The organism is Pseudomonas sp. TUM25319, from assembly GCF_056388475.1.
Window position 1 is genome coordinate 3,347,350 of the sequence record NZ_CM150751.1, and the last position, 15,489, is coordinate 3,362,838.

Below are 15,489 nucleotides of genomic sequence, written 5' to 3' on the forward strand. Positions count from 1 at the left end.
CCCGCCCGGGGTTAATCCCCGGGAAAAAACCGCAGACAATGCGCCGCACACGTTTGCGCCCCGCCAAGGACCTACCGATTCATGTCCCGCTTCGCCCTTTGTCTTGCCCTCGCCAGCGCGGCATTCCTTGCGCCGTCGACACTGGTGTTCAGCAAGCCGGTCAGCGTCTGCCTGCTGGCCCTGCTTGCGCTGGTCGGGCAGGCGCTTCGCCTGCGCCGTGCCCGCCATGAAGCCGGCGAATTGCGTCGACAGTTGCAGCACGCCCACAGCCAGATGCCGCACCTGCTGGAACTGGCCCGGCGGATGGATGCCCTGGCCGACGGCTGCGACATCGCCTTGCAACAACAGCAGCTCAAGCTGGAGTGCACGCTCGCCGCGTTCGCCCGGATCAAGGCCCGCGGGCAGCAGTTGGCCGGCAATGCCCAGCAAGTGGGCAACGAATCCCGCCAGTCGCTGCGTCTGGTGCGCAAGGGGCAGGCCGGGCTCAGTGCCTCGCTGATGGCGTTTCGCAGCATGGACCAGTCGGTCCGGGCGGCGGCTGCCGGTGACCTGGCTTTTCAGGAAGTTCGTGCGTTGGCGAGGGAGAGCCGCGATCAGGCCTACGGCGCCAACCTGGCGCTGGCCGGGCTCGGCGAGGCGGCCAGCAGCATCAATGAATGCGGCACCTTGATTGCGCGGGATTGCGCCGCCCAGGAGCGCCTGGTCGAGGAGCTCGATGACGCCCTGGCGAGCATCGGACAACTGGCCCACACCTCGGCCTGGCGCTTGCGTCAGGCGCGTGCGGCCAGCGTCGAACTGGCGCGTGGGGCGGCGCAGTTGGGGACACGATTGGAGAGTTTGCCACGGAGGTAGCAGTGATCCTGTTCAAAACGCTGATCCGTCGTTATCACGACTTGATGAAGTGCCTGGCCCATCGCCCGGATCCCCGGGATGATGAATCTGCCCGCGCGCTGTCGCAGGCGCTGGAGCAACTGGCCGCCGAAGCCGAGCGCCTGGAGGCGCAGATTCGTGCGCTCGGCGAGGCCCGCCAGGTGCGCCAGGAAACCCCGCCGCCGTTGCGCCTGGTCTGGCCGCCGCGCAATGACCGGGACGACGCGAGTGGCTGAGGTCAGGCGTGATGGTCTGTTTTGTGAAGACAGTTATGAATCTTTGTTTGATTGATGTCCGATATTTTTAGGGTTATTCCTCGTTAACTATAGATTCAGTAGTGTATGTTTGCGGGCGTCTGCCATTGCGCTGCCACTACTCCTACAAGAACGAGGCTTTCCCATGTCCGGGTTGAGAACACTCCGTATCAGTACCCGCGTCACCTTGCTGGTGGCGTGCATTTCCCTTTTCGTGCTGTGCCTGAGCGGCTGGCTGGGCCTGACCCTGCAGCGCAGTCTGCTGGCGGAAAAAATGGCCGGCGTGGGTACCGCGCTCAACACCGCGTCGAACATCCTCGGGCATTACCAGCGCCAGGCCAGCGAAGGACACCTGAGCGTGGACGAGGCGCAGCGCCAGGCGTTGCAGGCCGTCAGTACCTTGCGCTATCTGGGCGACAACTACCTGCTGGTGCTCGACCTCGACCATCGCATGCTCATGCATCCCACGGCGCCTGCGCTGGTGGGCAAGCAACTGGCCGATTTCAAGGACGTCAACGGCAAGCCCTTCGCCCGGGAGATGATCGACAAGGCCCGTACCCTGGGGCGTGGCACGGTGGAGTACTGGTTCCCCCGGGCCAGCGGCGCCCAGGCCGAATTCAAGGTGTCGGAAGTGCTGCTGTTCAAGCCCTGGGGCTGGGTGCTGGCCAGCGGCATACACCCGCAGGATGTGCGTGACGAGGTCAACCAGGTGCTGCGCCTGCCGGCCATCGTCGTCGGCCTGGCCCTGCTGGCGCTGATGCTGTTTGCCTGGTTGCTGATCCGCAGCATCACCCGGCCGCTCAACGACACCGTCGAAGCCCTGGCCCGCGCCACCCAGGGCCACACCGACCTGACCCTGCGCCTGCCGGTGGATGGCGATGACGAACTGAGTCAGGTGTCGCGCAGCTTCAACAGCCTGGTGCTGGCGGCCCACGACGTTACCGCGAGCGTGGTGGAGGCCAGCCAGGACATCGCCCGGGTCAGCGACGACCTTGGCCGCATCACCCGTGCCGCTCAGGACAACATGGCGGCCCAGCAGCAGGAGACCGACAGCGTGGCCACCGCCATGACCCAGATGGTCGGTACCGTGCAGGAAGTCGCGCAGAATGCCAGCGTCGCTGCCCGCGCCACCGAAGAAGCCGAGCGCCATGCCAGCGAAGGGCGCGGCACGGTGGACGAGACCGTCAGCGCCATCGGCGTGCTGGCCGGCGGGCTGAATGACAGCCGCCGGGTGGTGGATCAACTGGCCGCCGACTCGGGCAGTGTCGGTCAGGTGCTGGACGTGATTTCCGCCATTGCCGAACAGACCAACCTGCTGGCGCTCAATGCCGCTATCGAAGCCGCGCGGGCCGGCGAGCACGGGCGTGGTTTCGCCGTAGTGGCCGATGAAGTGCGTAGCCTGGCCATGCGTACCCAGCAGTCGACCCTGGAGATCCAGCAGATCATCAGCCGGGTGCAGGCGGGTGCGGGCGAAGCCGCGCAGCAGATTGGCCAGAACGTGGCGGCGGCGCAGCATCCGGTGGAGGCGTCGGCGCGGGCCGGGCAGGCGCTGGAGCGGATCACCGCCTCGGCCGGGACGGTCAGCCAAATGGCCTTCCAGATTGCCAGTGCGTCGGAGCAGCAGGCGGCCACGGCGGACGAGATCAACCGCAGCATCACCCGTATCCATGATGCGGCGTCTACCGGGACCCAGACCTTGCGCCAGACTGGCGAGGCGTGCGAGGGGTTGAAGCGGGTGTCACGGCAGTTGCAGGAGCAGGTGGCAAGGGTGGTGATCTGACGGGCTCAGCAGGGGCTGTGCTGGCCTCATCGCCGGCAAGGCCGACTCCCACAGGTATCGATTCTTACGCTGAATGATGCCGCTGGCCCGAACCCTGTGGGAGCTGGCCTTGTCGGGGCGCGGATCAGGCAATCACCCCCATGTACTCCCGCGCCAACCCCAGGTACTCCTGCGCACTGCTGTAGCGCGCCACCAGTTCCGACGGCTTGAGCAGGTGGTCGCTGGCCAGTCCACGCTGGGCGCGCAGGGTGTCGTAGGTGGCCTTGATCGCGGCGAAGCAGGCGGCATGGCCGTCCACGACGATGCGTACGCCCAGCCGCGCCAGGCGCTGTTCGTCCCAGAGGGTGGCGTTGCCGTAGGTCACCAGCATCACCGGAAGGCGCAAGCCGTCGGTGATGGCCTCGAGGTGCTCGAAGTCGCGCACGCCGATCAGGCAGAGGGCATCGGCGCCGGCATCCCGGTAGGCGCGGGTGCGCTGGATCACCTGGGCCAGCGACTGGGCCCCGGCATGGGTGCGGGCGATCAGCGCCAGGCTGCGGTCTTCACGGGCCTGTTGCGCGGCGCGCAGCTTGCCCACCGCTTCCTCGAGGCTGATCAGCTCCGACAACGGCTCTTCGAAGCGCGCCGGCAACAGGGTGTCTTCCAGGGTCAGGGCGGCGACCCCGGCGCGCTCCAGCTCGGCCACGCAGCGCATGACGTTGAGGGCATTGCCATAGCCGTGGTCGGCGTCGGCGATCACCGGCAGGCGCGCGACGCGGCCGATACGGGTGGCCTGCTCGACGAACTCGCTGAGGGTGAGCAGGGCGATATCCGGCGCGCCGAGCACCTGCAGCGAGGCGACCGAGCCGCCGAGAATACCCACCTCGAAGCCAAGGTCGGCGGCGATGCGGGCGGACAGCGGGTCGAACACCGAAGCGGTGCGAACGCACAGGGGACCGGCGAGCTGGGCACGGAAGCGCTCGCGCAGTTCGGAAGGACTGGCTTTGTGCATGGCGATCTCTGGAGTGGGCAAAGGTCGGAAACGAGGCGCCGGCCAGGGCTGCGTGGGCCCTGGCCGGCGCGGGTGGATCACTTGATGAAGCGCACCTGGCTGTTGATCTTCTCGATCACCGAGCCCTTGCGTTCGTTGAAGCGCTGCTTGTTCTGCTCGAACAGGTTGTTGCCCTTGGTGTCGATGGAGATGATCAGCGGGCCGAACTCACGCACGCGGTTGACCCACAGGGTCTCCGGCATGCCCAGGTCCTGCCATTCGGCGCGCTCGATCTCTTCGACCTTGGTCGCCGCCAGTACTGCGCAGCCACCAGGGAACACCGCGTGCACCGCCTTGTTCTCCAGGCAGCCGGTGGTGGTTTCCGGGCCCATGCCGCCCTTGCCGACGATCAGCTTGACACCGGTCTGCTCGATGAACTCCTTCTCGAACTTCTCCATGCGCATGCTGGTGGTCGGGCCGATGGAGACCATCTCGAAGCTGCCGTCGTCCTTCTTCCTGACGATGGGGCCGGCGTGGAAGATCGCGCCACCGCGCAGGTCCACCGGCAGCTCGCGGCCCAGTTCGATCAGGCGGCGATGGGCGACGTCGCGGCAGGTGACCAGTTGCCCGGTGAGGTAGACCACGTCGCCGACATTCAGGGAGGCCAGGTCTTCGTCCTTGATCGGGGTGCTGAGGATCTTTTTCACAGGACTACTCCTTCGTGGGACAGGATGTCGTAGGACAGGTCGGCGTTGATGCGGATCTTGCCGCGGCGGTGGGCCCAGCAGCCGGTAGACACGGCCACGCCAATGGTGGACGGGTGACGCGCCGAGGACTCGATGTTGACCCCCATGACGCTACTGTTGCCGGTCAGCCCCTGCGGGCCGATGCCGATTTCGTTGAGGCCGTCTTCCAGCAGTTTCTCCATCAGTGCAGCGCTTTCGTTCGGGTGGCTGGAGTCCACTTCGCGCAGGATGGCCCGCTTCGACAGGCGTGCGGCGGTCTCGACCGAGGTGGACACGCCTACGCCCACCAGCAGCGGCGGACAGGCGTTGACCCCGCGGGAGGTGATCACATCGAAGACGAACTCGGTGACGCCTTCGTAGCCCTGGCCCGGCATCAGTACCTTGGCCGAACCCGGCAGGGTGCAGCCGCCGCCGGCCATGTACACGTCGACGATGGCGTGGTCGGCATCCGGGATGATTTCCCAGTCCAGCCACGGGATCTTCGAGCCGGTGTTGGTGCCGGTGTTTTTCTCCACGAAGGTCTCGACGGCGTTGTGCCGCAGCGGGCCCTGGATGGTCGCCTCCTTGGTGGCGTTCTCGAGGATGCCCTCCAGCTCGCCCAGCAGCGGGAAACGGGCGCCCGCCGAGATGAAGTACTGGATCACGCCGGTGTCCTGGCAGCTCGGACGGTTCAGCTTGTCGGCGTAGTCCTGGTTCTCGGCCATGGAGTCATACACGGCGATGGCCAGCGGGTTGGTTTCCGCGGCGCGCAGCTTGGCGGTTTTTTCCTTCACGTCCCTGGGCAGGCGTTTGCCGATGTAGGCGGTGAATTTCGCCAGGGTGTCGGTGAGGGACTGGACGGCTGTTTCTCTATCAACGTTTTCCACGTTTGTTCTCCTTACTGCATCACAAGGCGGGTTTCCGGACCGCGGCTCAGGCGCCGCTGACGGTGGTTGCCGGTTTCACGGTTGGGTTCGATGGTGCGGGGGCCTGGCGCTGTGGCTCTGCATCGGCCTGACCCTCCAGGGCACGGTTCATCTGTGCGGTATCCAGGGCACCGACCCACTTGGCGATGGCCATGGTCCCGACGGCGTTGCCGATGGTGTTGGTGATGGCGCGCGCTTCGGACATGAAGCGGTCGACGCCCAGCAGCAGGACCATGCCGGCCACCGGAATGCTGCCCAGGGAGGCGAGGGTGGCGGCCAGGGTGATGAAGCCGGAGCCGGTCACCCCCGCCGAGCCCTTGGAGGTCAGCAGCAGGACGCCGAGGACGATGAGCTGGTCGGTCAGGCTCAGCGGCGTGTTGGTGGCCTGGGCGATGAAGATCGCCGCCATGGTGTAGTAGATGCACTGGCCGTCGGGGTTGAAGGTCAGCCCGGACGGAATCACCAGGCCCACCACCGGCTTGGACACACCGGCTTTTTCCAGCTTGCCCATCAGTTGCGGCACCACCGATTCCGAAGAGCTGGTGCCCAGCACGGTGAACAGCTCTTCCTTCAGGTACTTGAGGAACTTCCACAGGCTGAAGCCGGACAGCCGTGCGACGAAGCCGAGGACGATCACCACGAACAGGAAGCAGGTGATGTACATGGTCGCCATCAGCTTGCCGAGGGACACGATCGAGCCCAGGCCGTACTTGCCGACGGTGAACGCCATGGCGCCGCAGGCCGCCAGCGGCGCAACCCGCATGACCATGCCGACGATATGGAACATGCCGTGGGAGAAGGCCTCCAGCACATCCACCACCGGCTTGCCGCGCGGACCCAGTTGGGCCAGGGCAATGCCCAGCAGCGTCGAGAACAGCAGGATCGGCAGGATCTCGTTCTTGGCGAAGGCGTCGGTGACGCTGGCCGGGATGATGTGCAGCAGGAAGTCGGTGAAGCTGCCGGAGCCGGCAGCCGCTGCCGAGGTGTAGCTGGCGATGCTCTTGGTGTCGAGGGTCGCCGGATCGACGTTCATGCCCTGGCCGGGCTGGGCCAGGTTGACCACGATCAGGCCCAGGACCAGGGCGAAGGTGGAGAGCACTTCGAAGTAGATCAGTGCCCGCGCGCCGACCCGTCCCAGCTCCTTCATGTTTTCCATCTTGGCGATGCCGAGCACCACCGTGGCGAAGATGATCGGGGCGAAGACCATCTTGATCAGTTTGATGAAGGCGTCGCCCAGGGGCTTGAGGTCAACACCGACGTCCGGCCAGAACACCCCCAGCGCGATGCCGATGGAGACGCCGATCAGAACCTGTACATACAGCTTGCCTAAGAATCGCATGGCCGTTTTTCTCCGCTTTATTGTTGTGAGTCGGATTTTTTGTTGGCGGCCGGGCTGTCAGGCGGCGACGAGGCAGCGTCGCCGGGCAGATAGCCCAGATTTCATGTGGGTAATCACGGAGGCAAATTTAAGGGTTTTTCTGAAATGTGGTAATACAATGAAATTAACTACATTGTTTACCTGGAATTACTAATGAGCCCGGTCTCGGAACTGGCGTTTTTCGTGCAACTGGTGCGGGCGGGGAGCCTGGCGGCGACCGCACGGGAACTCGACCTGACACCGCCCGCAGTGTCCAAGCGCCTGGCGCAACTGGAGCAGCGTCTCGGCGTGCGGTTGCTCAACCGCACCACCCGCAGCATCAGCCTTACCGCCGAAGGCGAGCTGTACCTGGTCAACGCCCAGCGCATCCTCGGCGAGATCGAGGAAATGGAGCAGCAGGTATCCAGCAGCCGCGCCGAACCTCGGGGCTTGCTGCGGGTCAATGCGCCGCTCGGCTTCGGGCGTACCCATGTCGGCCCGGCAGTGTCGTCCTTCGTTCACCGGCACCCGGAAGTGGAGGTGCAATTGCAGCTCACCGACCGTCCGATCAACCTGCCGGACGACGCCACCGACGTCGCCATCCGCTTCGGCGAGCTGCCCGACTCGCGACTGATTGCCCGCAAGATCGCCAGCAACCGCCGACGCCTGTGCGCCACGCCGGGCTACCTGGCGCGCCACGGCCACCCTGAAACGCCGAAGGACCTGGCGCGGCACAACTGCATCGTCCTGCGCCAGAACGACCTGGCCTTCGGTGTGTGGCGTTTCAGCCGGGGCAAGCAGTCGGAATCGATCAAGGTCGCGGGCGGGCTCAGTACGAACGACGGCGAAGTGGCGCTGAAATGGGCGTTGGACGGCCACGGCATCCTCATGCGCGCCGAATGGAACCTGGCCCGCCACCTGCGCTCGGGCGAGCTGGTGGAAGTGCTGCAGGACTACGAAACCCCGCCGGCGGACATCTACGCGGTGTACCTGGAGCGCCTGAACCTGTCGGCCAAGGTGGCGTTCTTTATCGACCACCTGCGCGACTTCTTCCAGCGCAACGCCAGCGGCCTGGAAGGCTGGCAGTGAGCCAAGGGAAAATATCGTCCGACGGCAGGAAAATCCTCGTTCACCGGCCACGCCGGCGGGCGGCGGCTAGGGTAAGGTGACAGGTAAAACGTCTTACCCAAGCTGCGGGACGGAGCCGGCAGCCAGCCAGGAGAAGTTCACGTGGCTTCCTACACCCTGCGACAACTCAAGTATTTCGTCACCACCGTCGAGGCCGGCAGCGTTGCCGAGGCTTCGCGCCAGCTCTACATCGCCCAGCCGTCGATTTCCACGGCGATCAAGAGCCTGGAAGAGAGCTTCGGCGTACAGCTGTTCATCCGCCACCACGCCCAGGGTGTGTCCCTGACTCCCAGTGGCAAGCGTTTCTACAGCAAGACCAAGGCCCTGCTGCAGATGACCCGCGAGTTCGAGCAGAACGCCCTGGCCGACAACGACACCGTGGCCGGGCAGATCGATATCGGCGTGTTCGAAACCGTGGCGCCGCTGTACCTGCCGCGACTGATCGCTGGCTTTCGCCAGCGCTATCCGGGGGTGGACATCCGCCTGCGCGACGGCGAGCAGCAGGAACTGATCCAGGGCCTGACCTCCGGCGCCTTCGACCTGGCGTTCCTCTACGACCACTACCTGGACAACACCATCGAGACCGAACCGCTGATGCCGCCCCAGAAGCCCTACGTGCTGCTGCCGCAGAAGCACCGTTTCGCCGGGCAGAGCCAGGTGTCGCTGCGGGACCTGTGTCCCGAGCCAATGATCCTGCTGGATGTGGCGCCGAGCCGTACTTACTTCGTCAGCCTGTTCAACGATCTTGGTCTGACCCCGAACATCGTCTTCAGCTCTCCGTCGATCGAGATGGTGCGCGGCATGGTGGGACAGGGCTTCGGTTTCTCGCTGCTGGTGACCCGGCCGAGTTCCGAGTGCACCTACGACGGGCAGAAAGTGGTGGCGGTGGACATTACCGAACCTGTGGAGTTGTCGGGGCTGGTGACCGCGAAGCTCAAGCGCGTGCAGTTGACCCGGCCGGCGCAGTTGTTCGTGGACTTTTGTCGGGAAGAGCTGGGCAAGTAACGGCAAGCGAACCAGTGGCGGTGCGCACCGGTCCCAAGGTAGACGATTCCGGTTTGGAGCGACTGCTGTGGAAGACCGCGTGATACAAGGCATCCAGCATGGGGAACCGCAACGCGATGCCGGTGGCTGGCTCCCCCTCGAAGGTTATGCGGCGCTGGGTGACGGCCGCTCGGTGGCCCTGGTGGGCTGGGACGGCTCGATCGACTGGTGGTGCGTACCGCACATGGACTCGCCGCCGTTGTTCGACCGCCTGTTGGCGCCGAAGCACGGCGGCTTTTTCGCGATCACGCCGACACAGCCGTACCGCGTCGAACGCCGTTACCTGCCGGGCAGCAACGTGCTGGAAACCCTGTTCATCACCGAGGGCGGCCAGGCGCGGCTGACCGAGTCGCTCAACAGCGGCCCGGCCGGGCGCTTGCCCTGGGGCGAGCTGGGGCGGCGTCTGGAAGGTCTCGAAGGCCAGGTCGGGTTCGCGGTGAAGATCGACTTCGGCACCCAGGCCGATACCGTCTCGCCGTTTCTCGCCGCCACCGGCAACGGCTGCGTGTTCCACGCCGGGCATATCCTCGGCATGTTCATCTGCGACGAGCAGCTACAGGTCACCCGCAAGGACGACCTGGGCGTGCGTGCCGAGGTGAGTGTGACGGCGGGGGACAAGGTCGTGATGGCATTGGTCACCGGCCGCGACGAACCGCTGGTGGTGCCCAGCCTGGAACTGATCGACGCACGCATCGACGGTTCGCACCGCGAATGGCGGCAATGGAGCGACTGCCTCAGCTACGACGGCCCGTACCCGCAACTGGTGGTACGCAGTGCGCTGGCACTGAAGCTGCTGTTGTCTTCCCCCACGGGCGCGATCATGGCCGCGGCCACCACCTCGCTGCCGGAACGCATCGGCGGCACCAAGAACTATGACTACCGCTTCGCCTGGGTGCGCGATGCCGGCTACATCATCGGCGCCTTTCTCACCATGGGCGCTCAGCCGGAGGCCAAGGCAGCACTGACCTGGCTGCTGCACCGCCTGGGCGAGCACGGCGTGCGGGTGTTCTACACCTTGCTGGGGGAGGTGGGCGAGGGCGCCCGGGCGGTTCCGTTGCCGGGTTACAAGTTCTCGCCACCGGTGGTGGGCAACGATGCGACCGGCCAGATCCAGCATGGTATCTACGGCGACATCTTCGAGACTGTGCGCGGCTTCATCAGTTGCGGCAACGTCCTCGATGCCCGCAGCGCGAAGATCCTCTGCGGCGTCGCCGACCAGTGCGCCGACACCTGGCGTCAGCCCGATTCCGGGCTCTGGGAGCTGCCGGAGATCCGCCACTACACCACCTCGAAGATCAGTTGCTGGCAGGCGCTCCACTACGCGGTGGAGCTGGCCGACCACGGCCATCTGCCCACCACCTGCCGCGACCGCTGGGACCGCGAGCGCCAGCGCATCCACGCCTGGGTCGAGGCGCACTGCTGGAGCGAGGCGTTGCAGGCCTACCAGTTCTATCCCGACAGCGGTCAGCTGGACGCCTCGATCGCCCTGGCGGTGCGCTTCGGCTACCCCGAGCGCGAGCGCCTGGGCAGCACCCTGGAGGCGGTGCAGCGGGAACTGGGGCGTGGCGCATTCCACTTCCGCTACAGCCAGGTCGATCTGGAGGAAGGCTGCTTCCTCGCCTGCACCTTCTGGATGGTCGAGGCCTGGGCGCTGTTGGGCCAGCAAGCCCGTGCCGAGCAGGCATTCGAGCAGGCGGTGGAAGGGCTGGGACGCGGCGTGGGGATCTATTCCGAGATGGTCGATCCGGACGAGGGGCATTACCTGGGCAACCTGCCCCAGGGGCTGACGCACCTGTCGCTGATCCGCGCGGCGCGGGCCATTGGCGGGGACAAGGCGAAGCGCTGAGGGCTATGATCGGCGGCCCGATTCGCTGAATGACCAGGACAACTGCCATGACCTCTACACCACCCAACGACCAGCCGGCGTATCGCCTCATCACCGGCCGCGACGACTCCGCGTTCTGCCAGCGCATTTCCGACCTGCTCGCCCAGGGCTACGAGCTGCACGGCTCGCCCAGCATCACCTTCGACGCGGTGAAGCAGCACGTGATTGCGGCGCAGGCAGTGGTGTGGCCGGCGACGAGGAGGTAGGGCATTACCTCAGGCCATCATCACCGCCGCCGGGGTCAATCCCGTCGGCGAGAGAGCTGACCTGGTGTTGGCGGATGCCAGAACGCCAGCCAAAAGCGGCAAGAGCAGGGCAGTCGGGCACTGGACTTCTCTTGCCGCTTGCGGCTTGTGACGTGTCACTGCCTCATCAATCAAACCGTAATATCCCATCGCCATATTGACCGGCTTTCATAACGATAACGGTCACCTTGCCATGCTCTTCACCCCGCATCGCCTTGCCCTGTGTATCGCGCTCGCCAGCGCGGCTTTCGCTTCAGCCTCCGTCGCCAAGGATTACTCGATCACCAGCGCCACCACCGACACGCTGGAGTTGAAGAAGGGCGACAACCTCAAGGTGTCCGCCCAGGGCAGCATCGTTTCGAGCAAGGACGACGGGGTGATCCTGCCCAAGCACACCAGCGGCACGACCATGACCGTGGAGAACGCCGGGATCATCCGCTCCACCGTGGCCCGCGGCATCGACACCAAGGACGAAGGCGAGGACGCCAGCGCCTGGGTCATCACCAACAAGGCCGGCGCACTGATCCAGGGCACCAACGACGGCCTGCGCTTCCAGACCAACCCGACGGCGGGCGGTACCCTGAAGATCGTCAACGCCGGGACCATCGAGTCCACCGGCGACGGCCAGGCCATCGACCTGGAAACCCTGAACAACCCGAAATTCACCACCAGCCTCACCAACGAAGCCACCGGCGTGATCCACGCCGTGGGCAACGACGCGATCAAGACCGGCTCCAACGCCACCGTCATCAACTACGGCCTGATCCACACCGACACGGCGCCCCAGGACAAGAACGGCCTGGACCAGAAGTTCGACGGCATCAAGATCGGCGAGTCCACCGGCGTCACCGTGTACAACTACGGCACCATCAGCGCCGATCGCCACGGCATCGACCTGAAGACCGACGCCACTCTGTACAACTACGGCAGCGTCACCGGTCGCAACGGCTCGGGCTTCGGTTCCGACGGTTTCGGGACCGTCTTCAACTACGCGGGCGGGGTCATCACCGGGGCCATCGCCGACGGCAAGATAAATGGCGACGGTGACGGCGTGGACATCGACAAGATCGGCCATATCTACAACGAAGGCACCATCCAGGGCCTCGGCGCCAAGGGCGTCGACAGCGGTGGCCGGCCCAACGGCAGCGAAGGCATTGCCATGGGCGGCGGTACCATCGTCAATACCGCCAGCGGCATCATCCGCAGCGTCGACAACGGCATCCTGGTGGACGATGGCGCCGAAGGCTCCGGGCTGGCCGCCACCCGTATCACCAACTTCGGCCTGATCGAAGGCGAGGGCGGTTTTGCCATCAAACTGATCGGCAACTTCGACGACACCGTGATCAACGGCGGCCTCATCAGCGGCGGCAATGGCCTGGCCCTGAGCATGGGCGACGGCAACGACAGCCTGACCGTCACCACGGGCGGTGTGTTCAAGGGCCTGGTGGATGCCGGCGACGGCATCGACACCCTGACCCTCGATGGCAGCGGCAGCTTCGGCAACAGCGCCAACTTCGAGAAGCTGGTGGTCAATGGCGGCACCTGGACCCTGAGCAGCGTCGACGATTTCAGCCAGGGCGGCACGGTGAATACCGGCGCCAGCCTGGTCAACCAGGGCAGCATCCTGGGTGCGCTGGTGGTGGATGGCACCTATGCCGGCGGCGGTTCGGTGGGTGGTCTGACGATCAATGGCCGTATGCTGACCAATACCGGTCTGGGGGTGGCCACGGTCAACGGCGACCTGAACTTTGCCAGTGGCGCGAGCCTGGTCTATGGCGTCAACGCCGACGGCAGCAGTGCGCCGATCAGCGTCAGCGGCACCGCCCACCTCAACGGCGCCAGCCTGCAGGTGCAGCCGTCGGCGGGCGAGTACCCGTGGAAGAGCCACTACACGGTGCTCAATGCCGGCGCGGTGGACGGCACCTTTGGCAAGGTCACCAGTGACTACGCCTTCCTGACCCCGACCCTGACCTACACCAGTACCTCGGTGGGCCTGGACTACACCCGCAACGACGTGTCCTTCGAGCACTACACCGGCAACGGCAACAGCGCCGCCGCGGCCCGCGCCCTGGGCAGCCTCGGCAGTGACAGCAAACTCTACAACGCCCTGCTCAACACCTCGACTGCCACCGCTGGTAGCGCCATCGAGCAACTGAGCGGCGCCAGTACCGCCAATCTGGCCGGCGCCACCCTGGCTGGCAGTGCCCAGGTCGGCAGCAGCATGCTCGGCGCCATGCAGTCGCTGGGCGGCGGTGCTGGCCTGCTGGTCGGCCTGAACCAGGACGACACACCGGTGCTGGCCGCCACCGGCCTGTCCCAGGGCGTGCGCAACCTCAACGACCCGAATGCCCTCGGCCGCCTGTGGGTGCAGGGCCTGGGCAGCTACGGCAAGGTCGATGGCAGTCACGGCAGCAGTGCGCTCGAACAGCGCACCGGCGGTGCCGTGCTGGGCCTGGACTGGGCGGTGGGCAGCGACTGGCGCCTGGGCGTGCTGGGTGGCTACTCGCGTACCCGGCTTGACGCCACCGGCCTGGACGGCAACGTCGATAGCTGGCACGCCGGTGTCTACGCCCTGCGTCAGAGCGGTGCGCTGGCGTTGCGCCTGGGCGCGGCCTACAGCCGCCACGACGGCGACAGCAAGCGAGACCTGGGCTTCAGCGGTTTTGAAGAGCGCATCACGGGCAACTACGATGCCGACAGCCAGCAAGCGTTCGCCGAACTGGGTTATGCCCTGGGCAGCGGTCGCCTGAGTGCCGAGCCTTTCGCCAACCTCGGCTACCAGCGCTATCACCGTGATGCCTACCGCGAGAAGGGCGGCGATGCCGCGCTGGCGGTGGAAGCCGATACCCAGGACAACGTCACCAGCACCTTCGGCGTGCGCATCGCCCACCTGGGCCAGCTGGACAACGGCATGAGCCTGACCCCACGGGCCAGCCTCGGCTGGCGCCACACCTACGGCAGCCTCGATACCCGCACCCGGCAGGCCTTCATCGCCGGTGGCGACGCCTTCAGTGTCGAGGGCAGTGCGCTGGACCGCGACAGCCTGGTGGTGGAAGCCGGCCTGACCCTCGGCGTCAGCGCTCGCCAGTCGGTGGGGCTTGGCTACAGCGGCGAGCTGGGCAGCAATAGCCGCAACCATGCGCTGATGGGGCAGTGGGAACTGAAGTTCTGAGGCAGGGCTCAAGCGCCTGATTCTCTCGGGCTCGAAAACCTGTGGGAGATTCTATGGTTTTCGGGAAGCCCATTAGCTGACTTTTGGTCGGTATTCGCCCTGTCCTTTCAACAGGGCGAATACCACGCGAGCAAGCTTGCGAGCGAGCATCACCAAGGCTTGGGTAGTGCGGAATCCTTTGCTTATGTATCCCTCATAAACCTCTTTCCAAGCAGCAGTGCGACGGGCCGACATTGCAGCGTTGTGCAACAGGCGACGAGCTTCAGGATCACCGCGCTTGGACAAACTGCGACGTCCATCTTTCTGGCCCGACTTGGAGACCCGGAGGTCCAGTCCCAGAAATGCGATAAAGGCATCCGAGTTTCGAAAGTCTCCTCGCTGAAAGGCGGTGAGCAAACGAGCGCCAGTCAACAAACCGATACCTTCAACTTTCATGCAACGCTCCAATTGCTCCGCCAATCCGGCCTCTTTCAACTGGTTATTGATGGTTTTTTCAATGAGCGCTTCTAATCGCGCCATGGCTTTGAGCTGGCCCCCTATTGCCCTCTTGAGCAGGGGTTCATTGGCCCAGCTCTGTTTGAGGCTGACGCGCGCCTGGACCACTGCAGCACGACGGCGGAAAAGGCTGATAATGCGACGATAGAGCGTGCAGGGCGGGCTCCACGGACGTAGCTCCTGGCCCTCGTTCTTGAGATACCGAGCAAGCAGCCGGGCATCCAGCGCGTCGGTCTTGGCGCGGATATTCACGCCTTTGCGGTAGTGGCTCAGTTCATAGCCACCCACCATGTAAATCGTGCAGCCGAACTCATGAGCGAGATCAGCGAACATCAAGTGATAGATATTGGTCGCTTCGATGGCGACAGCTACTTTTCCCGGCAACGCTTTGAGCCAATTCTTGATGGATGTCTTGTTATTGGGAATGGTCTCCAGCTCATCGGACTCGGCGTGGTAAATCACCAACTCATCTTTGGCGACGTCCACACCCACAATCGGCTGTAAAACAGTAACTGGCATTGCCATTGGGCTTTCTTCCCGGATATGGTTTGAGGGCTTGAAGGGCCACCCAGAGGCGCAGGCTTGTATCTTTCGTCGGTTGTGAGCCAGAAGGATTCTTTATCGGCGCTTGGGTGAAA

12 protein-coding genes and 2 pseudogenes are annotated in these 15,489 nt (G+C 65.0%); 9 read left to right on the forward strand and 5 right to left on the reverse strand.

Translation table 11 applies throughout. The annotated features are described in order from the left end of the window. Positions 1–81: 81 nt before the first annotated feature. From AC05QJ_RS15730 to AC05QJ_RS15745, 4 genes and pseudogenes are all read left to right on the forward strand, one after another. Positions 82–852, forward strand: coding sequence for a hypothetical protein (locus tag AC05QJ_RS15730; protein WP_476747745.1), 771 nt, complete (start codon positions 82–84; stop codon positions 850–852). A gap of 2 nt (positions 853–854) precedes the next feature. Next, positions 855–1,106 (forward strand): hypothetical protein, encoded by a 252-nt coding sequence (locus tag AC05QJ_RS15735; protein ID WP_476747746.1) that lies wholly within the window; start codon positions 855–857, stop codon positions 1,104–1,106. Positions 1,107–1,398: 292 nt separating this feature from the next. Next, a pseudogene (locus AC05QJ_RS15740) lies at positions 1,399–2,034 on the forward strand (cache domain-containing protein); the annotation flags it as partial. Between the two features lie 276 nt (positions 2,035–2,310). Then, positions 2,311–2,904, forward strand: a pseudogene (locus AC05QJ_RS15745) (methyl-accepting chemotaxis protein); the annotation flags it as partial. Positions 2,905–3,028: 124 nt separating this feature from the next. Here AC05QJ_RS15745 and AC05QJ_RS15750 read toward each other — a convergent pair. The 4 genes from AC05QJ_RS15750 to AC05QJ_RS15765 form a co-directional block, all read right to left on the reverse strand. Further along, the gene (locus tag AC05QJ_RS15750) at positions 3,029–3,895 is read right to left on the reverse strand and encodes an isocitrate lyase/PEP mutase family protein (RefSeq protein WP_476747747.1); all 867 of its coding nucleotides are present in this window, start codon (positions 3,893–3,895) and stop codon (positions 3,029–3,031) included. A 77-nt stretch (positions 3,896–3,972) separates the two neighbouring features. Continuing rightward, positions 3,973–4,581 (reverse strand): L(+)-tartrate dehydratase subunit beta, encoded by a 609-nt coding sequence (gene ttdB / locus AC05QJ_RS15755; RefSeq protein ID WP_476747748.1) that lies wholly within the window; start codon positions 4,579–4,581, stop codon positions 3,973–3,975. Beyond that, positions 4,578–5,486: a L(+)-tartrate dehydratase subunit alpha gene (gene ttdA / locus AC05QJ_RS15760; protein WP_476747749.1), complete on the reverse strand. Its 909-nt coding sequence runs from the start codon at positions 5,484–5,486 to the stop codon at positions 4,578–4,580. The genes ttdB and ttdA overlap by 4 nt, the downstream gene beginning before the upstream one ends. A 46-nt stretch (positions 5,487–5,532) precedes the next feature. Next, on the reverse strand, positions 5,533–6,864 hold the full coding sequence (locus tag AC05QJ_RS15765; protein ID WP_476747750.1) for a dicarboxylate/amino acid:cation symporter: 1,332 nt from the start codon (positions 6,862–6,864) through the stop codon (positions 5,533–5,535). A gap of 192 nt (positions 6,865–7,056) precedes the next feature. Between AC05QJ_RS15765 and AC05QJ_RS15770 the strand changes: the two genes are divergently transcribed. The 5 genes from AC05QJ_RS15770 (at position 7,057) to AC05QJ_RS15790 (ending at position 14,356) form a co-directional block, all read left to right on the forward strand. Then, the gene (locus AC05QJ_RS15770; protein ID WP_476747751.1) at positions 7,057–7,971 is read left to right on the forward strand and encodes a LysR family transcriptional regulator; all 915 of its coding nucleotides are present in this window, start codon (positions 7,057–7,059) and stop codon (positions 7,969–7,971) included. Positions 7,972–8,112: 141 nt separating this feature from the next. Next, entirely contained in the window at positions 8,113–9,015 is a 903-nt protein-coding gene (locus AC05QJ_RS15775) for a LysR family transcriptional regulator (protein WP_476747752.1), read from the forward strand. Between the two features lie 79 nt (positions 9,016–9,094). Then, complete coding sequence (locus AC05QJ_RS15780) at positions 9,095–10,900, forward strand: glycoside hydrolase family 15 protein (RefSeq protein WP_476747753.1); 1,806 nt, start codon at positions 9,095–9,097, stop codon at positions 10,898–10,900. Positions 10,901–10,947: 47 nt separating this feature from the next. Continuing rightward, positions 10,948–11,145, forward strand: coding sequence for a DUF1737 domain-containing protein (locus AC05QJ_RS15785; protein WP_476747754.1), 198 nt, complete (start codon positions 10,948–10,950; stop codon positions 11,143–11,145). Between the two features lie 232 nt (positions 11,146–11,377). Continuing rightward, positions 11,378–14,356 carry an autotransporter outer membrane beta-barrel domain-containing protein gene (locus tag AC05QJ_RS15790; RefSeq protein ID WP_476747755.1) on the forward strand — a complete coding sequence of 993 codons (2,979 nt, stop codon included), beginning with the start codon at positions 11,378–11,380 and terminating at the stop codon, positions 14,354–14,356. A 72-nt stretch (positions 14,357–14,428) separates the two neighbouring features. Here AC05QJ_RS15790 and AC05QJ_RS15795 read toward each other — a convergent pair whose 3' ends face one another. Then, on the reverse strand, positions 14,429–15,376 hold the full coding sequence (locus AC05QJ_RS15795; protein ID WP_476742354.1) for an IS110 family transposase: 948 nt from the start codon (positions 15,374–15,376) through the stop codon (positions 14,429–14,431). Positions 15,377–15,489 lie beyond the last annotated feature (113 nt).

What these genes read in the sequence shown, in the direction of transcription:
- AC05QJ_RS15730 (WP_476747745.1), top strand. Translation starts at nt 82, where the DNA reads ATGTCCCGCTTCGCCCTTTGTCTTGCCCTCGCCAGCGCGGCATTCCTT.
- AC05QJ_RS15750 (WP_476747747.1), bottom strand. Translation starts at nt 3,895, where the DNA reads ATGCACAAAGCCAGTCCTTCCGAACTGCGCGAGCGCTTCCGTGCCCAG.
- AC05QJ_RS15765 (WP_476747750.1), bottom strand. Translation starts at nt 6,864, where the DNA reads ATGCGATTCTTAGGCAAGCTGTATGTACAGGTTCTGATCGGCGTCTCC.
- AC05QJ_RS15770 (WP_476747751.1), top strand. Translation starts at nt 7,057, where the DNA reads ATGAGCCCGGTCTCGGAACTGGCGTTTTTCGTGCAACTGGTGCGGGCG.
- AC05QJ_RS15785 (WP_476747754.1), top strand. Translation starts at nt 10,948, where the DNA reads ATGACCTCTACACCACCCAACGACCAGCCGGCGTATCGCCTCATCACC.
- AC05QJ_RS15790 (WP_476747755.1), top strand. Translation starts at nt 11,378, where the DNA reads ATGCTCTTCACCCCGCATCGCCTTGCCCTGTGTATCGCGCTCGCCAGC.
- AC05QJ_RS15795 (WP_476742354.1), bottom strand. Translation starts at nt 15,376, where the DNA reads ATGGCAATGCCAGTTACTGTTTTACAGCCGATTGTGGGTGTGGACGTC.